The following is a 26,252-nucleotide window of genomic DNA, read 5'->3' on the forward strand; positions in this document are numbered from 1 at the left end:
TTGATTAAATATGTAAATTTGCATAAATATAATTTACAATGACAATCACCCAACTTAAATACGTTTTGGCAGTCGCCGAACAGCAGAATTTCACAAAAGCTGCCGAAAAAACATTCGTTACGCAACCCACGCTAAGTATGCAGATTCAAAAACTGGAGGAGGAATTGGAAATCCAGATTTTTGACCGAAGCAAAAAACCAATTGAACTTACGGGCGTCGGTAAAAAAATTGTGGAGCAGGCACGAAACATTGTCAATGAATCGGAACGCATGCAAGATGTTGTGGACCAGGAAAAAGGCTTTATTGGTGGGACTTTCAAACTCGGCATCATTCCTACCGTAATGCCAACATTGCTTCCTATGTTTTTGAAGAATTTTTCAAACCGTTATCCAAAGGTGCAATTGAAAATTGAAGAACTGAACACAGACGAAATCATTACAAAAATTAACGATGGCTATTTAGATGCCGCCATTGCAGCCACTCCGCTGGAACAGGAAAAAATAAAAGAAAGACCCATTTATTATGAGCCATTTGTGGGCTACATTCCGGAAAATCACCGTTTGGCCTCAAAGGAAAAGTTGGAAACCAATGACCTTGACATTGAGGATATATTATTGCTAGAAGACGGGCATTGTTTCCGCGATGGAATTATAAACCTCTGCAAAGCTTCAAAAAACGGGGGAAGTGAAAAATTTCAATTGGAGAGCGGTAGTTTTGAAACGTTATTAAAACTAGCCGACGAAGGTTTGGGCATGACGCTCCTTCCCTATTTACATACCTTGGATATTTTGCCTTCGCAAACCAAGAATTTAAGATATTTTAAGGAACCTTCCCCTGCGCGCGAAGTGAGTTTGATTTACAGCAAAAGTGAGTTGAAAATGCAAATTATCAATGCGCTGCACGATATTATTTCTGGCGTAATCCGCGGGGCAATTGCTTTTCAGGATGTGAAAATTATAAGTCCGACTAAAAAGTAGCCCTTATTCAGAGATCAGTATTCAATGGTCAGTGAAATAACTAAATAACCCATTAACTATTAACTAAAAAATCCCGCCGAAAAAGGCGGGATTTTTTTATGGGTTTAGATAAATTAGACATTGATTTAATTGGGGGTTCTGCTTGATAAGCGAGTCAATCCAGACTTTTAGTTCTTCTACTTCGTAGGGAAGTAATCTGGTTAACGCTTTCTTCAACTCCTTGCAAAACAAATTGACGTCAAAACTTACTTTTGAAAGTACAGCTTTGGTGTAATCAAACATTGCTCTTGCCATAGCTAATTGAGGTTTAGTTAAAAATTTAAGTAGGTAGATTTTTACAATAGGCAGAAGATTTTGTTTTAATGCGTTTTAAATATAACCATTTTTTTCGAATTAAATTCTGTTTGCGAGCCAATTAAGCTTGTTAAAAAATTGTTAATCACCTATCTGTGTTTCGCAAACCTTTGCACAATTGAGGTTTACACTATTTAACCTTTAAAGTCCATTCAAATTCAAAAGTAGAAACGACATCCCCCGCCGCATCCTTTCCTTCAGATTTCATCCAAATGGTTTGACCTTTCCCCGTAGAAATAGTTTTATCAATTGCTTCATTTATTAATGCACCATCGGTACAGGTAAACAAAATTCTGCCCTTAGCTTTTTTAGTGAAAGTAGCTCTATTATTCGCCACGAGCATCGAGATGTTTTTATTACTCTCCTTTATTTTCGACATAACCATAGCTCCGGTACTGAGCTCTGCAGCCATCCCCTGTACCGCCCAAAAAATGGATTTGAACGGGTTTTGATTTATCCATCGATGTTTTACCGTGGTTATGCAAGTTGTTTCTGAAATTGATTTTACCCGAACACCGGTAAAGTAAGCGGAAGGTAATTTGAATAATAAAAAAGTATTGATTTTACTTGGGCTCAGTTTCATTTTGACTTAAATATTACACGAAGATATTCAATATATTCTACACTTCCTATTTGTTAAAAATATGTTAATTATAGTACTATGCGTAACATACTACTGTCTTTTAGATATATATTTGCATAAGAAAATAACAAGCAATGGAAACTACAATTTCAGAAAACCAGAAAAACGTAAGTGCATTTATTCACTTATCCACCTTTTTAAAATACTTTTTCCCGTTCGCGAATTTTATCGCGCCATTATTGATTTGGACATTCAATAAGGAAAAGGCTTTTGTGGACGAGCACGGAAAGCAGGCAATCAATTTTCAACTGAGTGTTTTAATCTACACCATACTTATTGGATTGATTTGTCTCCCCTTCTTTATCATTTTCGCGACGGACTTTATTTCATTGATAGAAACCATTGATAACAATGCAGGGGAATTTTCAGTAAACAACATTCAAAATCTTTCAGGATACATATTATTGTTCGGATTGGCCATTTTATTGCTTCTGGCATTGTTCGTTTTTGAACTCTATGCCGTAATAAATGCGTCCATCCACGCTTCGCGCGGGCAACTTTATCATTACCCACTTTGTATTCCATTTATAAAAACCAACCTTAAAAACCCTATTCAAAATGAGCACATTAGTTAGTTACCTATTGGCCGCCATTTTACAATTTATAGGCGTAAGTATGCCCACGGAACAGGAAACTGTTAGCGCATTGACTCATCAACAATGCGAAGAAACCACCAGTGTGCTTCCCTATTCATTCATCATCAATAGCGAACAAGAATTAAAAACAAGTAAAAACGAATTATGAAAATCGAAAACACAAAAGCACAGATGCGAAAAGGAGTTTTGGAGTTCTGTATCCTTTCCGTTTTAAAAGACGGCGAGGCATATACCTCAGACATTCTTGAAACTCTAAAGGACGCAAAAATGCTTGTCGTGGAAGGCACCATCTACCCGCTGCTTACAAGGCTGAAAAATGCGGGGCTGCTTTCTTACCGTTGGGAAGAATCTACCAGCGGACCGCCACGCAAGTATTACGAACTTACCGATACCGGTAAACTATTTTTAACCGAATTGAACGATACCTGGGCAGAACTGCAACAGGCCGTGAACAAAGTAACCAGCGAAAAAAACAAACAATGAACAAGACAGTAAATATAAATTTGGCAGGCACTTCCTTTCACATAGACGAAGATGCCTTCGGGAAACTTTCGCGCTACTTGGACGCCATCCGCAAATCGCTGAAAGGAGCTGACGGTAGTGAAGAAATCATGCAGGACATTGAAGCCCGCATCGGCGAACTTTTTTCCGAAAAAATTGAAAGCCCTTCACAGGTAGTCACTTTAAAAGATCTTGACGAAGTGATTTCAGTGATGGGACAACCTGAAGATTATGAAGTTGATGACGAAATTTTTGAGGACGTTCCTCCGTCTTCGGGAGCATATTCTAAATCGCGGGCAAATGCTTCACACAAGCAACTTTTCCGTGATGTGGACAACAAATATATTTCTGGGGTATCCTCCGGAATTGGGCACTACATCGGCATAGACGCTATCTGGATCAGACTTTTATGGATACTTTTGGTCGTAGCCGGAATGGGCTCCCCCATAGTAGTGTATATCCTGCTGTGGATACTGGTTCCGCCAGCGCTCACCACTTCGGAAAAATTGAAAATGACGGGCCAACCCGTGAATATTTCGAACATAGAGCGAAAATTCAAAGAAGGTTTTGACAATGTTGCCGATCGCGTAAAAAACGTGGATTACGACAAGTACGGCAACAAAGTGAAAAGTGGCGCATCCAGTTTTTTCGATGGCTTGGGAAACGTAATCATGACCCTGTTTAAAGTATTCGTCAAGTTTATTGGCGTACTGATAATCATCGTTTCACTTTTTACCATTATTGGGCTTGTAGTAGGGTTTTTCACCTTTGGTTCAATCGATTTTTGGGGCAATTCAGAATTGACAGAGTATATCGCGCTGGTTGATACAACCAATGTTCCTCTGTGGCTGATTGCTTTATTATCGCTGTTTGCAGTGGGTATTCCGTTTTTTGTATTGTTCATTTTAGGATTGAAACTTTTAATTAGCAATCTGAAATCAATGAGCTCTACCGTTAAAATCCTACTGATTGTAGTTTGGGCATTATCGGTAATTGGTTTGGCCGTTTTGGGAATAAAACAGGCAACCGAACAAGCTTACGATGGCAATTTCATTGAAGAGCAGACCCTTGCTGTTCGCACAGGAGATACTCTGAGAATTGCGATGCGCGCCGATAAACAATATAGTTATGAAGTGAGTCGTGAAAACGGTCTTGAATTGAAATATACTGAAGATGACAAAAGAGTAATCTATTCAAGCGATATTTTATTGAATATTGAGCCTACAAAAGATTCCATAGGAAAAATCGTAATTGAAAAAACGGCAGAGGGCAACAATCAGCTGGACGCAAAAAAGCGTGCCGAAGCCATTATGTACAATTATTCATTTGATAACAGCAGCTTATTGCTGGATGGGTTCTTTACAACCGATACAAAAAACAAATACCGCGACCAGCAAATTGAAATAACGGTTTATGTACCCGAAGGCACGGTGATTTATTCTGAAGAGAATGCAAATTCCTATTATGGATATAATTCAGAATTTGATGAGTTGAGCAATTGGGACAATGAAACTCACTATTACAGAATTCTTAAAAGCGAGGTGCAATGCCTGGATTGCAAAGCAACGGAAGAAATGACGAAAGAAGCGGATTCAACCGAAATCATCAATTCCGAAATGATTGTTGACAGTGTGAAAACAATCAAAAATAAAAACTGGGAGGAAGAGGTAAAAGAAGGCTTCAACAATAAAAATAGCGCTTCGGCCAATACCAGTGAGACGCTTACAATTACAATAGATTAAAACTAAAACCAATCGATATGAAAACAAAAAACTTGATAATCGCAATGGGTGCGGCACTAATCTTGAGCGCCTGTAACTTAAATATTACTACCGGAGAAAACGGCAACGGAAAGGTAGTTACCCAAGAACGGGAAGTGACGTCAGATTTCACGGAAGTACGTGGAAGTGCGGGGCTTGACGTTTACCTTACCCAAGGTGATGAAAATAAAATTGTAGTGGAAGCCGACGAAAATTTGCTTCAATATATTGAAACCGATATTGAAGGCGGAAAGCTCCACGTTACCACTTCTGAAAATATTGGGCGTTCCAAAGCAAAAAAAGTTTATGTTACTTTCAAGGAACTCAACACGGTAGAAGCCAGCAGCGGCGCCGACGTTACAGGGAATTCTGTAATAAAAAGCCAGAATTTGAACCTAAAAAGCAGCAGCGGTGCAGAACTGGAAGTAGAAGTTTTTGCCCAGGAACTAATAGCAAAATCCAGTAGCGGTGCCGATTTAAAAGTTTCCGGAAAAGCGTCGTCCCTCAATGCCGACGCCTCCAGCGGAAGTGAACTGGACGCAAAGGAACTCTTGGTGCTAAATTGTAATGCCGAAGCCTCCAGTGGAGCCGAAGTAAGCGTAAACGTGCAGGATAAATTGGAAACACACGTAAGTAGCGGTGGCGAAATAAATTATTACGGCAATCCTGTATCCGTAAATTCAAACAAGAGCCATTCGGGAAGCGTAAATAAAATGTAGAGCTATCGACAGGAATTCATTTAAAAAATGCCCCCGAATTGCTAAAAAAGGCTTAACAGTACGCTAAATTACTGTTAGGCCTTTTGTCATTTATCATAATTTTAAGAGGTTTTAAATGCTAAACCCACATCTTTGGGAAAAACGAAAAATTATGAAAAAGATATTGATATTATTGGCAATCGTAACGTTTGCATCCTGCAGCTCTGATGATGACTCCGGAAATGTAAACACCAACGAATTTGAGAACATTATAACCACCCTACCGCAGGGAGAATGGAAGGTGAGCAAGTTGATAGACGGGCAATCAGACCATACCGTAGATTTTGAAACTTTCATCTTTACCTTTAAGGAAGACGGAACGGTAATGGCAAAAAATGACCTGTTTACCGAAAACGGTACCTGGGCTTATGACAATTCGTCCAGCAGCAGCGAGGAATTGGTCCTCCAATTCAGCGAGCAAATACCATTTGACGAAATAAATGACGATTGGGATATTGTGTCTGTCACCAATTCCCAAATTGAACTTTCCGATATAAGCGGTGGCGATGGAGATGTTGAATTGTTGACCTTTACCAAGCTCTAAATTGAAGTTTAAAAAAAATAAAAAATGCCGCTAAACTGCGGCATTTTTTGTTTGTAAAATTTCTCCTTAAGCTGTCACTTCAGTTTCGATCGTCGCCAAGTAACGCTCCGCGTCCAAAGCCGCCATACAACCTGTACCCGCAGCAGTTACCGCTTGGCGGTATTCCTTATCCTGCACGTCGCCACTGGCAAATACGCCGGGCTTATTGGTTTTGGTGGTTTTGCCCTTAGTTATAATATATCCCGTATCGTCCATATCCAGTTGTCCCTTGAATATTTCGGTATTTGGCGTATGGCCAATTGCTATAAAGAGGCCCGTAATTGCTATCTCCTTCTTTTCACCGGTTTGATTGTTTACCATTCGTAAACCTTCCACTACTTGGCCGCCTAAAACTTCGTCCACTTCAGTGTTATAAAGCACTTCAAGGTTTTTAGTGTTGTTTACTCTATGTTGCATAGCTTTGGATGCTTTCATATAATCCTTTCGAACAAGCATAGTGACCTTGTTACAAATATTGGCAAGATAAGTAGCTTCCTCCGCAGCGGTATCACCCGCTCCCACAATGGCAACATCCTGTCCTTTATAGAAAAACCCATCACAAACCGCACAGGCAGATACGCCGCCACCACGCAATCTTTGTTCGCTTGGCAATCCGAGATACTTCGCGGTTGCACCGGTGGAAATAATCACTGTTTCAGCCTCCAATTTTGTGGCATTGTCCACGATGATTTTATGGATTCCTCCCACTTCATCGCTAAACTCAACGGCTGTAACCATTCCAATTCTTACTTCCGTTCCAAAACGTTCCGCTTGTTGTTGCAATTGAACCATCATTGTTGGACCGTCAATTCCTTCAGGATAACCGGGAAAATTGTCAACTTCAGTTGTTGTCGTCAATTGTCCGCCAGGCTCCATTCCTGTGTACATTACAGGTTTTAAGTCGGCACGTGCGGCGTAAATGGCAGCAGTATATCCTGCTGGCCCTGAGCCAATAATAAGGCATTTAATTCTTTCGATAGTTTCGCTCATGATTGTGTTCTTCTGTATTTTTTGAATGGTAAAAATAACAACTTTCAAAGGAATGAAAACCGAAAAGTTATGAAGAATTGTTATTTTATTATCATTGTTCGCTATTGTGGCATTTTTTTTAAGATGCCTAAATCAAAATTAAACTTCTTCCCACTATCTACTATTTTCTCTATGAAGTATTAATAGATAATCGGTAAATTTTAAAAGGTAAAACAATTTGTCAAACCTATAAAATTATTTATTTTTGCCGTTCAATTTTCGGAATGTGGCACTTCCGCTGTGCTTAGTGTAAACTGCACCACACGAAATTTTCGAAAAAAAAAAGCCACTATTACTTTCCTAAAAAGTAATAAAATTATATCAATCGGGATGTGGCGCAGTCTGGTAGCGTATACGTCTGGGGGGCGTAGGGTCGCAGGTTCAAATCCTGTCATCCCGACCAAGTCAAAACCATTTGACACCAAAACCCTGTAAATCATATGATTTACAGGGTTTTATCTTTTTTAGGCCATAAGAGAAAATGCTTAATTTTGATATAAAATCATTATAAATGATACCTAATCGGTTACCCTTTTTTTAAAACCTAAAAATACGGCAGCCCTGATTTGACCTTCGTTTTCAAACATTTGTTCAACTTGAAAACGAAAATATCATGAGAAATTCGGTTACCTTTTCGGTAATGTTCTTACCAAGATTCGAAAAAGAATCCAAAGGAAAATCACCTTTGTATGTTCGAATAACAACAAATGGCAAAAGAACCCTTTTCAGCCTAAAACGAAAATTTACCACTACCCTGTGGGATAAAACAAAATCAAGATTAAAAGGCTCAAGTATTGAAACTTTCCAAATCAATAAGTACTTAGACCAAGTTTACGTTGATATCAATGAAGCCTATCGTGAGCTTTTAAAAGAAAAAAAACTAATCACACCCCTATCGGTTAAGGCTCGTTATCTTGGCGAAGATGATATTAATAAAACCTTACTCCAGTTGAGCACGTATCATAACTTAAATATGAAATCCGTATTAAAACATGGCACTTTAAAAAACTATTTCACTACCGAAACATACATAAAGAGATTCCTCCAGATCGAACGTAAAACCGAAGACATTTATCTGGAACACCTCAACTATGCCTTTATCATTGATTTTGAAAATTTCCTAAGAAGAAATGTGGCTCAGTTACAATCACGACCCTTGACAAATAACGGAGTAATGAAGCATCTGGAAAGACTAAAAAAACTCCTTAATCTAGCGTTGAGATTAGAATGGATCGAGCGCGACCCATTCGCAAAATTCTCCCTAAAATTCATCAAAACGGAGCGACATTTTTTAACCCATTCTGAAATAGAGAAAATTTTAAAATTCCATTCAGAAAAGAGTTATTTAAACAAAACCAGGGATATATTCATCTTTGCTTGTTACACTGGCCTATCCTACATTGATGTAAAAAACCTAAAGAAAGCCAATATCGTGAAAGGTATTGACGGAAACGATTGGATCTACACCTCTCGCCAAAAAACTAACCAAACAGTGAAAATTCCTATCCTAAGTATAGCTGGACAGATTATTGAAAAGTATAAAAATGAAATGAAATCACAAGATCGACTCTTACCAGTATTTTCAAATCAAAAGCTCAATTCCTATTTAAAAGAGATTATGGTACAATTAAAAATAAACAAAAGCCTTTCTTTTCATTGTGCCCGGCATACCTTTGCCACCACGGTTACACTAAGCAATGGCGTGCCTATAGAAACCGTCTCAAAACTTCTGGGCCACTCCAAGTTATCCACTACACAGGTTTATGCTAGGGTTCTTGAAAAGAGAATTAGCGACGATATAGGTAATCTTAGGAGTGTATTACAAAATCAAGAATTATCTAAAAATAAAACGGGATAGTTTATGAAATAGTATCTGCTAATTTTTGTACCCCCATTACTATTAATATTTGGCAAATATTTCATTTTTTGCCAAAGCTTAATACATTAATAATAAAGAAAAGTGTTTATTATAATACACATTTATTCGTTTTTTATTATATTTGTGTATTATAATAAACCATATAATGATTGACGCAGTTACAATTTGGGAAGTAAAAGTACAGCTCGGTGAGCTTTGCAAACAGCAAAGACAAAGATACAAAATATCCCAGGAAGACCTTGCTCAAGAACTAGGCCTCTCGCGCTATACCATTCAGAAATTTGAAAATGGTAAAAATGCAACCCTAGATACAGTACTTAAAATTGCCAATCATTTCAATTTGTTAGAAAAATTATATCAAGCATTAAAAAACTTGGAAAACACTAATGATATAAACTCATTATATTAAAAATGGCTAAAAATAATCTCATAGAAGTCGTTTTGTTCGGGCTGGAAATAGGCAAAATAGGTTATGATGTAGACAAACGGACTTCCTATTTTCAGTACAATCCAGACTTCTTGGAGTCCAATCAATACACAAATGTTTTTCCATATATCTTCAAACGTATAAAACCGGTTCAACTCTTCACAAATTTTGAAGGCGAAACGTTTCGGGGCCTCCCTCCTATGATTGCAGATTCCCTACCTGATATGTTTGGTAATATTATTTTCAAGGAATGGTTCGAAGCTAAAAATAAAGAGTTTCAAAAAATCACTCCCTTAGAACAGTTAACCTATGTTTCTAATAGAGGAATGGGAGCTTTAGAGTATCGCCCAGTGGCTGAAATACCAAAATCAACAACCATAGATATCACCGAAATAGTCCAAGTATTAAATAAAGTGTTGGATTTAAAAAATGAAACCGCAGGAAAAGAATTGAGTGATCTTGCCCTGTTAAATATTTTTAAAATTGGAACCTCAGCTGGAGGAGCCAGACCTAAAATCCTAATTTCGGAAAATAAAAAAACAGGTGCTATTATCCCTGGCGATATGGATTATAGCAATGATTACAATCATTATTTGGTAAAACTCTGTCTCAATGAGGAAGATGAAAAAGAGTACAATAAAGAAAAAATAGAATACGCCTACTATTTGATGGCACAAAAGGCTGGAATCCAAATGATGCCTTCAAAATTGATAGAAAATAAGCATTTCGCAACCCTGCGCTATGATAGACAAGATGGAGAGAAACAACACGTCTTAACGACTTCTGGCCTAACGGGATGGGATTTTAAAAAACCTGAAAATGCTAGTTACGAGAATGTCTTCAAACTGGCGTTGGATCTTAAAGTCCCGTATAAGGACATCCAAGAACTGTTTAAAAGAATGGTGTTTAATATCGTATTTGCTAATATTGACGATCACTTAAAAAACCACAGTTTTATATATAATAAAAATACAGACTCCTGGAATTTGGCTCCGGCTTATGATCTAACATATCCTTTAAACATCAATCTCAATTATACAAATATTGCCAGAGCATTGTCTATAAACAATAAAAGAAACAACATTACCTTAGTAGATATAATGACCATTGCCGAAACACATGTCATAAAAAACCCTAAAGGCATTATCAATGAGGTTCAAACTGTAATAGATGATTGGGAAGTTATTACAACAGATTTGGATATACCAGCAAGAGTCAGTAAGGCTATTGAAAAAGAGTTTTTTCGGATAATATAAAAGATAGTATTTTTAATTTGAGAGAATACTAAATATAGCCATTTTGCTATAAGCTTTAGGCTTTAAGCTCTATTTCAACCTAAAATCCACTTAAAATCACTACGGTGACCGAGTGTCCCGAACTTACTTAGGGATGTACCGAGCCACCCCTAACTCAAACCCACCCTTTACGAAGAACCATAACAGCACACATTTAATTAGGGAGAATCCCAGATACAATGTTTTCTTTTGGGAAAAAATTAAATCAATGCTAAAATCATGCAGTATATTAGGATAATGTAAAAATGTTTCTTTCATTTAAAATTTTACCCATAACTATCTTGGTTAAATAGCGTTTTGTTTCTTTTCGCCTTCTACCTTAAAAACAACATCTTTTTTAACTAATTCCATCACATTTAATGTTGGTAGCAAAAAGCTATTGAAAGGGGTATTCTCTGTTTTACTATGAAGAACTCCTCTTGTGGTCCCTATAGTCAACATTACTAAATGGCCAATAAATCCTTTTGGAACTATTAATTCAGTTTTTGATTCATTGTAGAAACTCTCCCAAGCATCTTTACTTATATTAAAGTGACAACCAACTTCTATAATTAAAAAGGGAGACTTTTCTTGAATAAGATTAGTAGAAAAAACTACTGAAATAATATGATTTTCAAAGTTAATTCCAAATCTTAAACCAGCTTTTAACTCTACAACTTCACCTTCTATATAGGACGATTCAATAATTGCAAACTGTTCAGTTGTAATTTTTTTTAATGAAAAGCCTATTTTATTTTTTTCTTCAGCCATTATGCAACTAATTTAAGATAGCAGTCAGGTTCGTTTTCATAAGAAAATGCTCCAAACAATTCTTCATAATTTGAAAGATTGGACTCTACTTTTACTGATTCATCAGATTTATTATAATGTTGATATTGCTCAACTTGAATTTGAACTGTCGTTTGAAATACTGGAACTTCAATTAAATTAATACTTAAAATTTGCTCAATTTTAGTAATAGTCTCTAGTTGCAAGTTCTCCGTCCCCTTCAATAGTTTATTAACATACTGTGGGGAGCAAACCATTGCTTCAGCTAATTCTTTTTGGGTTTTTGGAAAAACATTAGCGGCCTTATTCGATTTTAGTGCAGACATTACTTTTACAGCAATAGCAAAAGAAATATCAAGCCAAGCTTTATTTTCTTTACGATATTTTGCTCTTTCAATCCAAGTATTATCTTGCTTTGAATTTTCCTTAAGTCTATTTTTTATGCTGTTAATACTCATTGGTATCCGTTTGGTTTTTTTAATTCAATTCGAAGAATTCTAAATTTTCCTCTTCTCCATTTAATAAGTAATCACGAGTGAATTCCAACTTGTCTAATTCTAATAACAAATGGGATCTTTCATTCATTGTTGGTGTAAGCTTAATACCTCCCCCACAAATTACAAATAGATTGGCTTCAATTCTTATGGCATAAATACGAAGCCAACTAGGCCTTTTCACACCTTTAGCTTTGTCTTTTTCAAACTTTTTTTCAATGTTGCCTTCAGATAAAGGTTCAAATAGTGTAGATAATGTTTCAAGTCTTTCAGTTTTTCCGGTTTCTGCAACGTATAGTAATTCTTCTTCAAAAAGTCTGGCGTCTTCTCTAGTTTTAATAATAGCCTCTTCAATTGTAAGGCCTTTCCAAAACTCGTTGTCTAAATCCTTTTTGTGCTGTTCGAAAAACTCTCTTAGATAGATTGGATCGTTCCATAATTCAAAACATTTAGCAAATTCATTTAAGTCTTCAGTTTCATATTGAACTGAATATAAACTATCTTTTACTATTGCAAATGTATCAATTATTTTCATTAAATCAACCTGTAGGTTTATTTTTGATGTAAAATTAACATATTTACAACTGTCAAGATTAATAAACAATTAAAAATTATCAACATAAAGTTTGCTGTTTTACAAGTAAAATAAGTTTAATGATATTAAGGACAACCGCAACAGCCTGCATTTTAATCGGGGAGATTACCAAATATAAAGTTTTTTAATAAATAGAACCGTTATCTATTTCATTTTTAGAAGTTACCTAAAAAATAAAGCCGCTCAAAGCGGTTTATATGGGTTCGGTTTTTAAAAATTAGGGGGTTGTGCAAACGTCACCATCTTTGTTGTGCTTAATGCTTAATTGCGGGATTTAATTCCAATGCCATTTTTATGAAATCTGAAATACTCTTTCCCATAATCGCCATTCCTGCATCATGAGGATTTTCCAATTGATATCTTCCTTTGGCAGCGCCATTTAATGCGTAATCGTATCCATCGATAGTAATAATACACCAATGCCGTTGCCGGCACTCAATTATCACATCATCTACATAAAATGGCCAATCGCCATCATATTCTGATCTGTTAATTTTTTTCCATTTGAAGTCAGGATTTGTTTTTCGCTGAACTTCATCGACAACCGTTCGTTTATGTACTCTTTTTGGGGACTCTATATATTTGGTTGTTTGTTTTCTATAATCTTTTGTTCCAAAATCTTTATCGTACAGCAATCCAAAATCCATAAAAGTCGATGCCGTTACTGCTAATCCTATTTGACCTAAACACTTAAATACAAATTGTCTTGAAAGTGCGGAAACAAATTTTTCAAATATGATGATTATGTGATTAGAAATTTTGTGATATACTTCTTGAGCTAAATCAAAGTCCATGAGATTTTCATAATCTTTTGAAGTAAGAATGCTGTTCTCAAATTTTTCCCAGAGTTTATTTGTGTTAACACCAATTTTGGTATTATCTGTAATTATATCGAAATTATGATAGCGAGATAGTTTGCCAAACTCTGAAAGAATAAACAGCAATTGACGTAAATCGGAATCATTTTTTATAAAACCCTCGTCTGAATCATATTGCGGTCGATTAAAATCAAAATAATAATTATCAATTATTTCGCTCAACAATTTTTCTAAATCGTGCCCTAATTCTTTTAGATACTTGAAATTCGGAAGTTCTTTATGCAGATGGAAATGACCTAAGCAAATATATGCTTTCATAAATCTTTCAAAACCCTGCGATAAAAGCTGAAAGGGAAGAAAGTAAAAACTGTTATTCAAGTTTATATTTTGTAATTCGCCGAAACCTAATTTAATTAGCTTATCGGAAGTTTCAAACTCTTCCAAAAGTGCAAAATATTTAAGGTTTTCAATTTCAGCCATAAGTTTCTTTTAACATTGAGAACAACTTTTTTATATACCCTTTTTTAACTTCTATATACTACTGGCGTCCTTAAAGCTAGTATGCTTAATCTGCTTTTAATTTGCCAATGAGCCATATTTATAGAAAAATAATACAAACACAAACTCACCAATCACTGAAGAAAAGACCAGTGTGTATCTTTATAAAGTGAGTTCCAAGTATAAAATTTATTCTCTTTCTAATATTTCACAGTCATATTTCCAATGTCCGAAAAACAACTAATTTTTTCTATCTTCTACCAAACTTAAACAAATAAGAATATGAAATAATCTATCTGATACAGCCGAAGATAAAAATTTGGATTTATTTAAACCGTGGGCAAAATCATTTCTTAAATTCATACCTAACTTCTCAGTAAGAACCATTTTAAAATAAAATAACATATTTTTCCCAAGTACTCCATAAACACCATTAAAGATTTGTTCATTTTTTAATAATTGATGAAGAAGAAGACTGTCATATCCGCCTAATTCATTAGCTTTAATGGTAATGCCCCCGGATATCTTAATCAGCATTCTTATTGCACTTTCAATTAATGGAATAAATAAATGAGAAGAAATTAAATAATCTTCTCTCCAATATGCATTTAACGATTTAGATATGTATTCTGAATTTTCATTTTTAAAAAGAAGGGATGATTTAAAATAGGCAATAACTTTATCTTCCGATAACCTTTTTCGTAATTCTTCCATAATAAATGAAATCATTAAGGATTGAAAAGTTAGGTCTTGATTTGCGAAATGGTTAAAATGCTTTTCGTAATCATCATCAAGAGAATTCATAGTGGCTACATGGTACCCTTCTTCAGAAATAACCTGAGTAGTAATGAGAAAATTAAATGGTGTTTTTTTAGCAGTTTCTTTTAAACGTTCTTCTAGCGTTTTTCTATTAGGTATAAATATTGTGCCGATTCTACCCATTAATATTCGTTGAGAATATTGATTATTCTGGCCAAAAACGATATTCACGTAATTCTCTATTTTACTTTTCTCAATTGTTACACTTGATGAAACCTTTTTCATAGACTTTTTCCAATCAAGATTTAGAGAGCTCATCTCTTTTAAAATATCTTCACTATCTTTTTTTAAGCTTGGAAATTTGTTTTCATATTTTTGATAAATCTTTAAAATCTCTTCATAATTATGAATAGTGATTAAAGCTTCACTATTCATACGCTTATCAGATTCATAAGTTCCTTTTAGAATTAATAGTATTCGACGTAAGTTTATTTCGTCATTTATCAAACTATAATACTCTAACAAGGGTGTGGCGGCAGATTTGATTATATGAATATCCTCTGACCGCGCTAAACGAGCTTCTAAATCTTTTATTAGAAGTGCGGTTTGAGTATCGTTGAGACCAATCTTTTTTCTACTTTTATTTAATACAAGTGACTTAAGAGAAAATCCCCAAAGACCTGGTTTGTTATCCACTCCAATTCTCTTTTCAAGATCAATCATGCAAAGTGCCGAGGACTCAATACGTATATCATCTTTACATTTTAATGAAATATCCAACGCACGTTTTAGTTTTTTTATGGAATCAAGTTCTGAAGTCAATGAATTACGTACTATCGAGATGGCAGAATCAATAACATTTTGAAATATTAAGATTGGTGGATTTTTTCCCGAGATCTTTTTAGAAAAATCTAAAAGAAGGTCGCAATATCGATATTTTAATATTGGATTATTTACCTGTGTTGCTCGTTTAGTCCAATATTTTATGGTATCCTCATTTATTCTTTGAATACTGGGGTACTCAATCATTATTCCCTCCTCATTGGGCATAATCCATTTAGGCCCATAATATGTTCCCCAACTTGTTTCATTTTTAGGATAGTCAGGTAAAAAATCAAAAGCCATTTGTTCATTCAAAGAATTTACTGAAAGATTTCTCGCTTCTGATACTTTTATTATATCATTAATTTTGCTTGCGATATGAAACTCAGCAGAAAAGCCAGTAAATATTTCTTTATTATTTTCTACCCTTGATAAATAATCTAATATTTTATCTTCAACTTTTATCATACTATAAGCTATTTAAACTTTTATATTATATATTAAATAATGTACAATAATGACAGTTTTTTTCAAATATAAAACAAAGAAAAACCCACTCATTAAGGAAAACCGTAAGAGTGGGTTTTAATATTGGGGAGAATAATTAATATTATTTAATTTATTTTTCTTTCAACTCATTAATGTATTTTTCGACATCAATTTGCATTTCGAAAAGATTAACTTTCTTTAAATTTAATCCCTTCGCAAAGAGAATTAATTTATCTAAAGTAGGATTACCTTCACCTCTTTCGATAGAACCAATTGTAAATTTAGTTAACCCAGGATGATTATCCGCCAGTTCCTGCTGAGAAATATGAGGTTTATTATATTCTTTACTGGGAATTTTCTCCCTTAATTTAAATAAGTAATTACCAATTTTTTCCTTCTCAGTCACCTTGATTCTCTTTAGCTATTGATAAATTTCTCACTTATTAATAATATTTATGGTATGATATATCTTACCATTAAATATTTTTTACTATATTTGTTTTTATAATATAAATTTGCGATTCTTCTAATTGAAAAATTTAGATGCATTCGCTTTGAATCTCGCATTAGAAAACTGGTAATTTTTATGTGTACGAGAAGAGAAGCAGAGTGCTCACGGCCCGGGGCGTGAGTGACTCGCCTATCTGTACACAGGGTATACCAGTACCTCTAATGCAATAGGTTGAGCGCCACGCCCTTTTGTATTGGGCTTGGTCGTTTTTTCTTCCCTCAACTTTCTTTCAAGGCAACTGTTTCTTCCACCAAGAAGCTTCGCAAGTAATATTTAAAATAAATGATATTGCTTATGAATAATAAGGATCGTGAATTCAAGAAGCATTAAAAAGTCTCCCTTTGAAGGGAGATTTAGAGGGATGTAAACCGTCTCACGCTTCACGACTCACGAAAAAAAAGGCTCCTCACCCCCTTCGGGGGCCGGGGGGACCAAAAAAAAGGCCCTCACACCCTGTTGCGCAACGTGTGAAAGGCCAACATTAAATCAGTTGTCTAATTTAACATTACAAAAGTATGAAAAATTACTACCGGCGAAGCTATGCCCTAGCACTAACTTTTGCCCTCTTTCTCACTTACTACTCCCCTACTTTTTCACAGAACCAGCCACAAAAAACTATAAGTGGCATTATTACCGATGGCGATGGCCCACTTGGTGGCGTCAACGTCCTGGTAAAGAACAGCGCCCGGGGGAGCATTAGCGACCTGGAGGGGCGGTATTCCGTTACTGCGGCCGCAAACGATACGCTTGTGTTTACCTATGTAGGCTATAAGTTGCAGGAAGTTGCAGTTGGCAGCAACAATATTATGAACGTTGTTATGGAGGTGGATGCGCAGGCTTTGGATGCGGTGGTTATCAATGCGGGATACTATAAAGTTTCTGACAGGGAGAAAACAGGAAGTATCGCTCGCATTACCGCTGCCCAAATTGAGAACCAACCCGTCTCCAATCCCCTTGCCGCTATGCAGGGCAGAATGGCAGGGGTGAATATTGTTCAGAATACTGGCGTGCCCGGCGGTGGGTTTTCGGTGCGTATCCGTGGACGCAATAGCATCCGCGCCGATGGTAGCGAACCGCTCTATATTGTGGACGGCGTACCCTACCCCTCCCAATCGTTAGGAGATTCACGGGTTTCCACCGTACTTGGTTATGTTCCCCAAAGTCCTTTGAATGGAATAAATCCAAATGATATAGAAAGCATAGAAGTATTAAAAGATGCTGATGCCACCGCTATTTATGGTTCCCGCGGCGCAAATGGCGTGGTCTTAATAACCACCAAAAAAGGAAAAGGGGGAAAGACCACTTTCGAAATTGGTAGCAGTACTGGCGTGGGAAAAATAAAACACCGTATGGAGCTACTAAACACCCAACAATATTTGAGCATGCGTAGAGAGGCATTTGCCAATGATGGAATAACGGAATATCCATCCTTTGATTATGATATAAACGGCACCTGGGACCAAAATCGCTATACGGATTGGCAGGACGAACTTTTAGGGGGCACTGCCTATTATAATAACGCCCATGCCTCCGTTCAGGGCGGTAACGAGCAAACACGTTTTTTGGTAAAGGGTAGTTATGGGGAACAGTCCACAGTATTACCAGGCGATTATAAATATAAAAAAAGCTCAATTCTCCTAAACCTCAACCATTCCACGGCAGATGATAAATTCAGTATTCAAATAAGTGGTAATTATGTAGTTGACAAAAATAATCTTCCAGCCACAAATCTGGTGCGGGAAGCCTTGACCCTTCCACCAAATGCACCCGCCCTTTATAATGAAAATGGAGAACTTAATTGGGAGGACAATACATTCGATAATCCCTTGGCAGCGCTTAATGCAAAATATAAATCCAACGCCAATTATCTGCGCGCAAACACCGTACTTTCCTATACCCCCTTTAAAGGGTTTGGTCTTAAGGCCAATCTCGGATATTTTGCCACCAGTCTTGAAGAAACGCGAACAGCTCCCCATACCATATACAAACCCTCCTTCGGTCTGGACAGTAGCTATTCCATCTTAACCATAAATAACGGAGATCTTAGCTCCTGGATCATCGAACCACAGGCTACTTATACGCTCGGTTTGGGGAAAGGAGTACTGGATATATTGGTGGGTACCACCCTGCAAAATGATAATGCTGATCAACTGTTCCAATCTGCAAGGGACTTTCCCAGTAATACGGTTATCTATAATGCCGCTGCAGCGGCCATTCATACCATTGAAAGCGACACGGAAGAAATGTACCGCTATCGGGCATTGTTCGGAAGGATAAATTTTAACTGGGATAAAAAATATATCGTAAACCTTACAGCAAGGCGCGATGGCTCTAGCCGTTTTGGTGCGGAAAATAGATTTGCAAATTTTGGAGCCGTGGGTGCGGCATATATTTTCTCAGAAGAACCATTTATGGCTAAAGTATTTCCGTTTATCAACTTTGGAAAGTTACGCGCCAGTTATGGTACCACTGGCAATGACCAAATTGGTAATTATGGCTATTTGAATACCTATACCACCAATGGCCTTTCCTATCAGGGAAATCAGACCCTATCCCCAGTACAGTTATACAATCCTGATTTTGGTTGGGAAACGAATCGTAAACTTGAGGCCGCAATAGAACTGGGTATATTAAATGATAGGATAATGTTATCCACCTCCTATTACAGAAACCGCTCCTCCAGCCAACTGGTGGGTATTCCTTTACCCGGCACAACAGGCTTTACAAGTATCCAATCCAATCTGGACGCAACGGTACAAAATACTGGTCTTGAATTTGAATTGAACACGGTAAACCTAAAGACGGATAGTTTTACTTGGAATACCTCGATTAATTTGACCATTCCAAAAAACAAGCTGCTTTCCTTTCCCCAGCTTGAAAATTCAACATATGCAAACCAATATGTTGTGGGCCAGCCATTGGATATCCAATTGCTATACCAGTCCACTGGAGTAGATCCCCAAACAGGAGTTTATACGTTTTTGGATGTTGATGGTGACGGCATTATTTCCAATCCGAACGATAGAAAGGCAATAAGGGATGTGGGACCAAAATTCTATGGCGGCCTTTCCAATTCAATAACATATAAAATGTTTCAATTGGATTTTCTCTTTCAATTAGTAAAGCAGGAGGCTCGTAACTATTTGTCCGACACTCCCTTCCCAGGGATAATGAGGAACCAACCCACTGCAATACTGGACCAATGGCAAAATCCAGGCGATGATGCATCGATACAGTTATTTTCTGCGGGTTATAACAACGGGGCCTATCTGGCATATATAAATTCCTATAATGCAACGGGAGCGATTGGGGATGCATCTTTTGTGCGCCTTAAGAATATTGCCCTTTCTTATAACCTTCCCAGCCAAATTGCAACAAATGTGGATTGCAGAATCTTTTTAACAGGGCAAAACCTATTTACCATTACCAAGTACTTGGGACCAGATCCAGAAACCCTTTCCATTGGAAACCTTCCCCCACTCAGTGTGCTCACAATGGGTGTAGAATTTAAAATTTAACCAAATTTATTTATTATGAAAAACTCATATATCATTAAAAGACAAGAAAAAATTATCTTTTTCCTACCAATTTTGCTATTCCTCTTTTCCTGTGATGGCCTTGAAGTGGACACCCCTAAACATTTATTGACTGGCGAAACCGTCTTTACAGATTCCAAAACAGTGGAGGCCGCAATAATAAGCCTTTATGCCAATTTAAGGGATAATGTATTGCTTACCGGTTCGGTAAGGGGAATGTCCAATTTAATGGGCTATTATGCCGATGAACTGGAATATGTAAGTCCTTATGGTCTTGGGGATGAAAATTTCTATAAAAACAATCTATCGGCCAATGACGGTACTGTACTTGAAATATGGAATGGCGCCTATAATCAAATTTATGCCGCCAACGCCATTGTTGAAGGCGTACAAAACGCTGAGTATTTTACCGAGGAGGAACGCGATCTGTATACTGGGGAGGCGCTCTTTGTAAGATCGTTGGTGCATTTTTACCTTCTAAACCTATTTGGAGATATTCCTTATATAACTACCACCAATTATGTGGTAAACAAATCGGTGTCCCGTTCACCCGCAAATGAGGTGTATGATCATATTATAACGGACTTATTACAGGCCAGGGATTTGCTACCCCTCACCGATTCCACGGGTGAACATGTACGACCCACAAAATATGTTGCTTCCGCCCTTCTTGCCAGAGCATACCTTTATACCAAACAATGGACCTTAGCCCAACAATTTGCTACAGAGGTAATAGAAAATAATGGGTGGGAACCTAACGTGGAGAATGTTTTTATTAAAAGCAGCCCCTCCACCCTTTGGCAATTCTCTCCCAACAGGGAGGGAGACCCAACCCATGAAGGTGAAATTTTCGTAATCCCTTATGCTCCGCCCAACGAAAGAGTGCTCAGTACTCAGATAATTCAGGCCTTTGAAGAAGGCGATTTACGCAAGGAGAATTGGGTCGGGGAAATTTCTGATGGCACACAATCTTGGTATTTTCCATATAAATATAAAATTGGCATAGGGGGTAACAATCCGCAGGAATACTCAATAGTGTTTCGCATGGCAGAACAATATTTAATACGCGCAGAAGCAACAACAATGTTGGGTGATATGGAGACGGCAAAAGCAGATCTCAATAAGATTCGATCCCGTGCAGATCTTGGCAATACCACAGCCGTTTCCCAAGGCGAAATGCTCGAAGCCATTCTCCACGAAAGGATGACCGAATTATTCAGTGAACATGGACATCGCTTCTTTGACCTTAAAAGAACGGGAAACCTAGATTCGGCCCTTTCCTTCAAGCCAGGATGGGAAAGCAATGACCGGCTCCTTCCAATTCCCGAAAGGGAAATCCTTTTAAACCCCAACTTACAACCTCAAAATGAAGGATATTGAAATGGATAGAGAAATAAAAAACATCAAATTACTTTGGATTAGCAAGTACCCAGTAATTTTTTTCATCCTTTTGCTGTCGGCCTGTCCCCTTTGGGGGCAAGTCGGCCAAAGGGCGTTAGAAAAAAAGGATTATGGGCTATGGGAAACTGCACTTCCCCATAAAATCTCCTTCGATGGAAAATGGACTTCCTATGGAATCAGGGATTCTAAAGACCAATATGATATGCTGGTTCAAAATATTTTCACAGGAGAAAAGTTGAGGGTTTCCAATTGTTATAAACACACCTTTTCCGGAGATGGCAAATGGTTTGTAGCCTTAAATTCAGACTCCCTATTTGTGAAAATGAATCTAGAAAAGAGAATAAAAGAAGAGAGCTCTAAAATATCCAACTTTCAAATATCTAAGGACTCCAAATGGCTTGCCTATTTAAAGAAAATTTCCAGTAATACCTCTACCCTCTTTTTGGAAAATTTAAAGAATGGATCTAATGAAAAGTTTGAAATGGTTAACAGTTATGAGATTTCGCCAAATGCAGCATATTTGGCCCTCGTTAAGAAAGATTTGGATGGCTATAAACTTTCAATAATTAATATGAATACCAAAAAACCAATCAATGTTTACCATTTAAATAATTCCATTTCAAAAATACTTTGGTCGCCCGACAGCAAGGGGATCGCCTTTTTTGAGAAACTGGAAAATGGAAACAATGAAGTTTATTGGTGGGTCGATATTAAGGATTCCAGCAGTTTAATGAAGTTTGGAACAACTTCCAAGAATTTATTTTTCAATGAAACCGCCCATACCCAACCTATGTTCTCTGCCAATGGAAAAATGTTATTCTTCCAGACCAATGTAAAAGCCGACATCGAAAAGGCATTCGCAAGTGGGGTGCCAACAGAGGTAGAAATATGGAATAGTAAGGACGAGTTTTTGCATCCGGCTTTTGAAAATTATACAAAAAATTTAAATAACACCAGCCTTACTGTTGCATGGGAAAAAAACAAATGGCAGCACATAGGCACCCCAGAGACCAATAGGATTGTCTTTGGAGATGGGAATCGTTTCGTCTATACCTATAGTTTTAAGGAGACAATCATGGCTGCTGTAGATAAAGACGTTCCCTCACAAATATTTGTTACTGATCTTCTCACTGGCAAACGCAAACCTGTTCTTGAAAGGATAACAAAAACCGAGTATAAGGTATCGCCCTCTGGAAGATATTTGGCATATGTTCAAAATGGAAATTGGAATATCTATGATGCAGAAAAAGATACTTATACCGATATAACCTCACGCTTGGGAGTATCTTTTGTAGATACGCTTCTTAATAAAGAAATTCCAAATAGTTCCTACGGGAATCCTGGATGGAGCAAAAATGAAAAGGAAATAATCTTATATGATGAATTCGATGTATGGGCCATATCCCCAACGGGATCCATAATAAAGCGTTTAACCAAGGGAAGGGAAACTAATACAAAATATCGCATCCATAACTTCACCAATGATTTTTACGAAAATATTCCTTTTGGAACAATGCATGCCGGTTATAGTTTTGACCTAAGTGAAGGAATTATTCTGAACATCCAAAACAATGATGACGGCAGTACAGGATATGCTTTCTATACATTTAAGAATGGAATGTACAAGATTGTTCAAAAGGATGCCTTGATCTCTAATTTACGCTTGTCAGAAGATGGTAACACAATCGTATATACCGAGGAACGGTATGACCACCCGCGTACTATTTATTCGCAACATCTTGATGGAAAGGAAAGAAAAGTTCTTTATCAATCCAATCCACAGCATTTTGATTATCGCTGGGGCCATGAAGAGTTGGTGCATTTTAATACCCCAAATGGCACTGCGCTTAAAGGAATACTTTATTATCCCGCCAATTTTGATCCGAAAAAAAAATATCCCCTCATAGTATCCTGTTATGAAATACAATCTGATGGACTCTACACCTACTATAATCCATCAGAATATGACTCAACGGGCTTCAATATTCCAAATTTTACCAATCAAGGATATTTTATTTTTCTACCCGATATTTTATATAAAATTGGGGATACAGGGATGTCGGCGGTTGAATGCATGATAGCCGGTGTAGAAAAGGTAAAGAAATACTCCTTCATTGATGGTACAAAAATAGGATTGCAGGGCCATTCTTTTGGAGGATATGAAACTATGTTTACTATTACCCAAACCGATATTTTTGCCACCGCAGTAGCGGGAGCAGGTTCCAGTAATTTGCTTAGTTTTTACTTTTCGATGGCCTGGGTTTGGCATAGGCCTCAGTCCTGGCGTTTTGAAAAGCAACAGTGGCGAATGGGGGATACGTATTTTAACAATCCAAAGGCATACAATAACAATTCGCCCATTCTAAATGCGCCAAATATTACAACCCCTTTATTGAGTTGGGCGGGCAAATTGGACGGAAATGTGAATTGGGAACAGACCTTGGAGTTTTTTCTTGCGCTAAGAAAGCTCGATAAAGAAAATATTATGTTGTTGTATCCAAATGAGGGACACTACATGGGAAATCCAAAGAATCAATTGGATCTTACCCATAAATTGGAAGATTGGTTTAATTTTTATTTAAAGGATGCACCTGCAGCACCTTGGATGAAGAAGGTACATTAAAAAAAGGCTAGCCCAATTTAGGCTAGCCTTTTCCGTTTTAAATTAAATTAATTTAATTTAAACGCCGGAAGTCCGCAAGTGGCTTTTAATTCAAAAGCTGTCATTCCATTAGGGGCTGTACATCCACGAGTACCAGAAATACCACAATGTACCTCGGTATCACAAGGCGTATTAACGCTAATGTAACCTGGAGCCCAAAGGGTGTCCTCGGTTTCAATTTGGCTTGCAAAAGCACTACCAACTGCAATTACCACGGCCAAAATTGGCAATAGTAATTTGTTTCTCATTTTTTTCATAATATAAATATTTGAATTAAAATTATGATCTACTCTCTTATACAGGTTTTCGATCTCATCCCTGTCACCGTACAGTATTTTCTATTCGTCCTTAGCAAGGGTAAAATTTTTTTCTTTCAGTTTATAGGTAATTAAATAATTATCAATTAAAGCGTACAAATGCAGATTTTTAACTTCAAATTCCCTCAGTTTATTTAGACCCAGATGGTATAGATAAAAACTGAATTTATAGGTTTGGTCAGAAAGGTCATATACGTCAATAATGGAGGCAACATTTATAATTTCATCGGATTCATATTTCCCCAAACGGTCACTTTGGATAAAAAGGAAATTGCCATATGTGGCGGCCCACAAATTGACCAAAATTGGGTTTTTACCTAATTTCTTCTGATTCTTGGAAGAAAGAGTACGCACATCTAATTGGGCTCGGGAAATGGTATCAATGGTCGTTCCGATATAGTCAAGGGAAAAATCATTATTTGCGACCATAAATTCATTTCTATAGAAATACACGTAAATTATTTTTTGCAATTGCCTATTGTAGAGTAGAAGCCCATCGGTATCAAAAAAGGGATCTCCATCCGCTTCTAAAAGATTTGGATATACATGGGTTATGGTCGTGTCTCCAATAGTTTGCATTCCTAAAATATTGGCAGTAGTTTTTGGATTGAATAAACGAATGGCAAAGTGATTATCACTAAGATATTTAGCCCTAAGAAATTGTTCCTTTCCCATAAAATTATTAGAGGCAATAAAGTCAGTAGATTTGCCTTTAAAAATTATGGGCACAGTACCATCCAAAGTGTAAAAGACCGTGTCTTCAACCAGTGTAGTAATGGAACGGTAAGGGAGTTCTTTGTTGGACAATTTAATCAGATGGAACACAGTATCCCGCAATTCCTTACCTACCGCCAAAATATGTAAGGGTGCCGAGATGTTGCCCAGATAAATACTATCCTCGGTAATTCCAGCGATATAATATGAATTATATTTAATATCAAATCGCTGCAACTCATTTGCAGGTTGATGCGGATACCTCCGCTGAAACGCATTGTTCCGATGCATCTTCTTCTCCGAAAAGGCAAACAATAGCGTAACAGTACCAATACCAAAAATGACAAGGGTGGCCAGCATTACCAAAGTCTTTTTAGGTTTTTCTTGCAAGGATAAAAAGACCGCCACCCCCGCCAGGATTATAAAAACAATATTAAAAATAAGATGTTGCGTCCAGCTAAGTTTTTCGAGTACCCCACCACAGGAACAGGGTATAAATTCGGAGAAATTAAGAATGATATAGATATAGGCCGTAAACATCACCATTAAGGTAAAGGCAGCATAAAGGGCAGGGATTCTATATTTGGGAATTGTTAATAAAATGGCAATGAGTATTTCCAGACCTGGAACTGCCCAGGCAATAATCCCGGCATATGCACTGAGCAAGGGCGACTGCGCCAACTGCACGCTAAAAGTCTCAAAATCCAAAGCTTTACTTACTGCAGCATAAACAAACAACAAGACAAATAAATAAGATACTCCACCTACGAAGTGCTTTTTGAGAAATATCAATATGGATTTTACAAAGGTCATTTTTTGAATTTAAGTCTATGCTTTACTTAACATCCACAAAATTAACCAACTAGAGAACGAACATAGGTTGTTTCTGCCTTACTATATAGAGGGTTTAACCTTTCAGTTTGTAAGGAATTTCCGCCAAAAGTAAAATTGAGATAACGAAAAAGTAAGGAGTCTTAAATAATTTTTGAAGTCTTATATCTTATGTCTAAGGGTCCTACATTCACAATTCTAAATATTATTAAACCTTAAAAATTTGCGATAGAAC

Annotated in this window: 24 protein-coding genes and 1 tRNA gene; 14 read left to right on the top strand and 11 right to left on the bottom strand. The window is 36.9% G+C overall.

Annotation, left to right across the window (positions count from 1 at the left end; all coding sequences use genetic code 11):
• Positions 1-38 precede the first annotated feature (38 nt).
• The gene (locus LS48_RS01010; protein ID WP_062619087.1) at positions 39-977 is read left to right on the top strand and encodes a hydrogen peroxide-inducible genes activator; all 939 of its coding nucleotides are present in this window, start codon (positions 39-41) and stop codon (positions 975-977) included.
• A gap of 96 nt (positions 978-1,073) precedes the next feature.
• On the opposite strand, the gene LS48_RS01015 is transcribed toward LS48_RS01010, so the two are convergent.
• Together LS48_RS01015 and LS48_RS01020 are read right to left on the bottom strand one after the other, a co-directional pair.
• Positions 1,074-1,271, bottom strand: a complete 198-nt coding sequence (locus LS48_RS01015; RefSeq protein ID WP_045079953.1) for a hypothetical protein — start codon at positions 1,269-1,271, stop codon at positions 1,074-1,076.
• A gap of 190 nt (positions 1,272-1,461) precedes the next feature.
• Positions 1,462-1,914, bottom strand: a complete 453-nt coding sequence (locus LS48_RS01020; protein ID WP_062619089.1) for a DUF4442 domain-containing protein — start codon at positions 1,912-1,914, stop codon at positions 1,462-1,464.
• A gap of 134 nt (positions 1,915-2,048) precedes the next feature.
• Here LS48_RS01020 and LS48_RS01025 point away from each other — a divergent pair, with 134 nt between their 5' ends.
• The 6 genes from LS48_RS01025 to LS48_RS01050 all read left to right on the top strand — a co-directional run bounded on the left by LS48_RS01025 (position 2,049) and on the right by LS48_RS01050 (position 6,133).
• On the top strand, positions 2,049-2,549 hold the full coding sequence (locus LS48_RS01025) for a DUF4870 domain-containing protein (protein ID WP_062619090.1): 501 nt from the start codon (positions 2,049-2,051) through the stop codon (positions 2,547-2,549).
• Positions 2,533-2,718 carry a hypothetical protein gene (locus LS48_RS01030; protein WP_062619091.1) on the top strand — a complete coding sequence of 62 codons (186 nt, stop codon included), beginning with the start codon at positions 2,533-2,535 and terminating at the stop codon, positions 2,716-2,718. Before LS48_RS01025 ends, LS48_RS01030 begins: the two co-directional genes overlap by 17 nt.
• Complete coding sequence (locus LS48_RS01035; RefSeq protein ID WP_062619092.1) at positions 2,715-3,053, top strand: PadR family transcriptional regulator; 339 nt, start codon at positions 2,715-2,717, stop codon at positions 3,051-3,053. The genes LS48_RS01030 and LS48_RS01035 overlap by 4 nt, the downstream gene beginning before the upstream one ends.
• Positions 3,050-4,813 carry a PspC domain-containing protein gene (locus tag LS48_RS01040; protein WP_062619093.1) on the top strand — a complete coding sequence of 588 codons (1,764 nt, stop codon included), beginning with the start codon at positions 3,050-3,052 and terminating at the stop codon, positions 4,811-4,813. Before LS48_RS01035 ends, LS48_RS01040 begins: the two co-directional genes overlap by 4 nt.
• A 17-nt stretch (positions 4,814-4,830) precedes the next feature.
• Complete coding sequence (locus LS48_RS01045; protein ID WP_045079959.1) at positions 4,831-5,550, top strand: head GIN domain-containing protein; 720 nt, start codon at positions 4,831-4,833, stop codon at positions 5,548-5,550.
• A gap of 151 nt (positions 5,551-5,701) precedes the next feature.
• Positions 5,702-6,133 carry a hypothetical protein gene (locus LS48_RS01050; RefSeq protein WP_131807675.1) on the top strand — a complete coding sequence of 144 codons (432 nt, stop codon included), beginning with the start codon at positions 5,702-5,704 and terminating at the stop codon, positions 6,131-6,133.
• A 66-nt stretch (positions 6,134-6,199) separates the two neighbouring features.
• Here LS48_RS01050 and trxB read toward each other — a convergent pair whose 3' ends face one another.
• Positions 6,200-7,162 carry a thioredoxin-disulfide reductase gene (gene trxB / locus LS48_RS01055; RefSeq protein ID WP_062619745.1) on the bottom strand — a complete coding sequence of 321 codons (963 nt, stop codon included), beginning with the start codon at positions 7,160-7,162 and terminating at the stop codon, positions 6,200-6,202.
• A gap of 365 nt (positions 7,163-7,527) precedes the next feature.
• Between trxB and LS48_RS01060 the strand changes: the two genes are divergently transcribed.
• The 4 genes from LS48_RS01060 to LS48_RS01075 all read left to right on the top strand — a co-directional run bounded on the left by LS48_RS01060 (position 7,528) and on the right by LS48_RS01075 (position 10,763).
• A tRNA-Pro gene (locus tag LS48_RS01060) sits at positions 7,528-7,604 on the top strand.
• 210 nt (positions 7,605-7,814) lie between these two features.
• The gene (locus LS48_RS01065; protein WP_062619097.1) at positions 7,815-9,059 is read left to right on the top strand and encodes a site-specific integrase; all 1,245 of its coding nucleotides are present in this window, start codon (positions 7,815-7,817) and stop codon (positions 9,057-9,059) included.
• A 166-nt stretch (positions 9,060-9,225) separates the two neighbouring features.
• Positions 9,226-9,489 carry a helix-turn-helix domain-containing protein gene (locus LS48_RS01070; RefSeq protein ID WP_062619100.1) on the top strand — a complete coding sequence of 88 codons (264 nt, stop codon included), beginning with the start codon at positions 9,226-9,228 and terminating at the stop codon, positions 9,487-9,489.
• A 2-nt stretch (positions 9,490-9,491) separates the two neighbouring features.
• The gene (locus LS48_RS01075; RefSeq protein ID WP_062619102.1) at positions 9,492-10,763 is read left to right on the top strand and encodes a type II toxin-antitoxin system HipA family toxin; all 1,272 of its coding nucleotides are present in this window, start codon (positions 9,492-9,494) and stop codon (positions 10,761-10,763) included.
• Between the two features lie 324 nt (positions 10,764-11,087).
• On the opposite strand, the gene LS48_RS01080 is transcribed toward LS48_RS01075, so the two are convergent.
• The 6 genes from LS48_RS01080 to LS48_RS01105 form a co-directional block, all read right to left on the bottom strand.
• A complete protein-coding gene (locus LS48_RS01080) occupies positions 11,088-11,552 on the bottom strand; it encodes a hypothetical protein (protein WP_062619104.1) in 465 nt (154 codons plus the stop codon).
• Complete coding sequence (locus tag LS48_RS01085; RefSeq protein ID WP_062619106.1) at positions 11,552-12,028, bottom strand: helix-turn-helix domain-containing protein; 477 nt, start codon at positions 12,026-12,028, stop codon at positions 11,552-11,554. Before LS48_RS01085 ends, LS48_RS01080 begins: the two co-directional genes overlap by 1 nt.
• A 19-nt stretch (positions 12,029-12,047) precedes the next feature.
• On the bottom strand, positions 12,048-12,599 hold the full coding sequence (locus tag LS48_RS01090) for a hypothetical protein (RefSeq protein ID WP_062619108.1): 552 nt from the start codon (positions 12,597-12,599) through the stop codon (positions 12,048-12,050).
• Positions 12,600-12,913: 314 nt separating this feature from the next.
• A complete protein-coding gene (locus LS48_RS01095; RefSeq protein WP_062619109.1) occupies positions 12,914-13,957 on the bottom strand; it encodes a hypothetical protein in 1,044 nt (347 codons plus the stop codon).
• Between the two features lie 258 nt (positions 13,958-14,215).
• Positions 14,216-16,024: a DUF4209 domain-containing protein gene (locus LS48_RS01100; RefSeq protein ID WP_062619112.1), complete on the bottom strand. Its 1,809-nt coding sequence runs from the start codon at positions 16,022-16,024 to the stop codon at positions 14,216-14,218.
• A 151-nt stretch (positions 16,025-16,175) separates the two neighbouring features.
• Entirely contained in the window at positions 16,176-16,451 is a 276-nt protein-coding gene (locus LS48_RS01105; protein WP_062619115.1) for a helix-turn-helix domain-containing protein, read from the bottom strand.
• 620 nt (positions 16,452-17,071) lie between these two features.
• Between LS48_RS01105 and LS48_RS01110 the strand changes: the two genes are divergently transcribed.
• Genes LS48_RS01110 through LS48_RS01120 form a run of 3 tightly spaced genes read left to right on the top strand, consistent with a single transcriptional unit; the run spans position 17,072 to position 24,116 of the window.
• Positions 17,072-20,074, top strand: a complete 3,003-nt coding sequence (locus LS48_RS01110; protein WP_062619116.1) for a SusC/RagA family TonB-linked outer membrane protein — start codon at positions 17,072-17,074, stop codon at positions 20,072-20,074.
• Between the two features lie 15 nt (positions 20,075-20,089).
• Positions 20,090-21,472 carry a RagB/SusD family nutrient uptake outer membrane protein gene (locus tag LS48_RS01115; protein ID WP_076692389.1) on the top strand — a complete coding sequence of 461 codons (1,383 nt, stop codon included), beginning with the start codon at positions 20,090-20,092 and terminating at the stop codon, positions 21,470-21,472.
• Positions 21,459-24,116 carry a S9 family peptidase gene (locus tag LS48_RS01120; protein WP_062619118.1) on the top strand — a complete coding sequence of 886 codons (2,658 nt, stop codon included), beginning with the start codon at positions 21,459-21,461 and terminating at the stop codon, positions 24,114-24,116. The genes LS48_RS01115 and LS48_RS01120 overlap by 14 nt, the downstream gene beginning before the upstream one ends.
• A 47-nt stretch (positions 24,117-24,163) precedes the next feature.
• Here the strand turns inward: LS48_RS01120 and LS48_RS01125 are convergent, their stop codons facing one another.
• On the bottom strand, positions 24,164-24,403 hold the full coding sequence (locus LS48_RS01125; RefSeq protein WP_131807676.1) for a DUF6520 family protein: 240 nt from the start codon (positions 24,401-24,403) through the stop codon (positions 24,164-24,166).
• Between the two features lie 90 nt (positions 24,404-24,493).
• A complete protein-coding gene (locus tag LS48_RS01130) occupies positions 24,494-25,999 on the bottom strand; it encodes a MauE/DoxX family redox-associated membrane protein (RefSeq protein WP_078056356.1) in 1,506 nt (501 codons plus the stop codon).
• Between the last annotated feature and the right edge of the window lie 253 nt (positions 26,000-26,252).

The sequence above is a fragment of the Aequorivita aquimaris genome, from assembly GCF_001573155.1.
In the GTDB taxonomy this organism is placed as follows: Bacteria; Bacteroidota; Bacteroidia; order Flavobacteriales; family Flavobacteriaceae; genus Aequorivita; species Aequorivita aquimaris.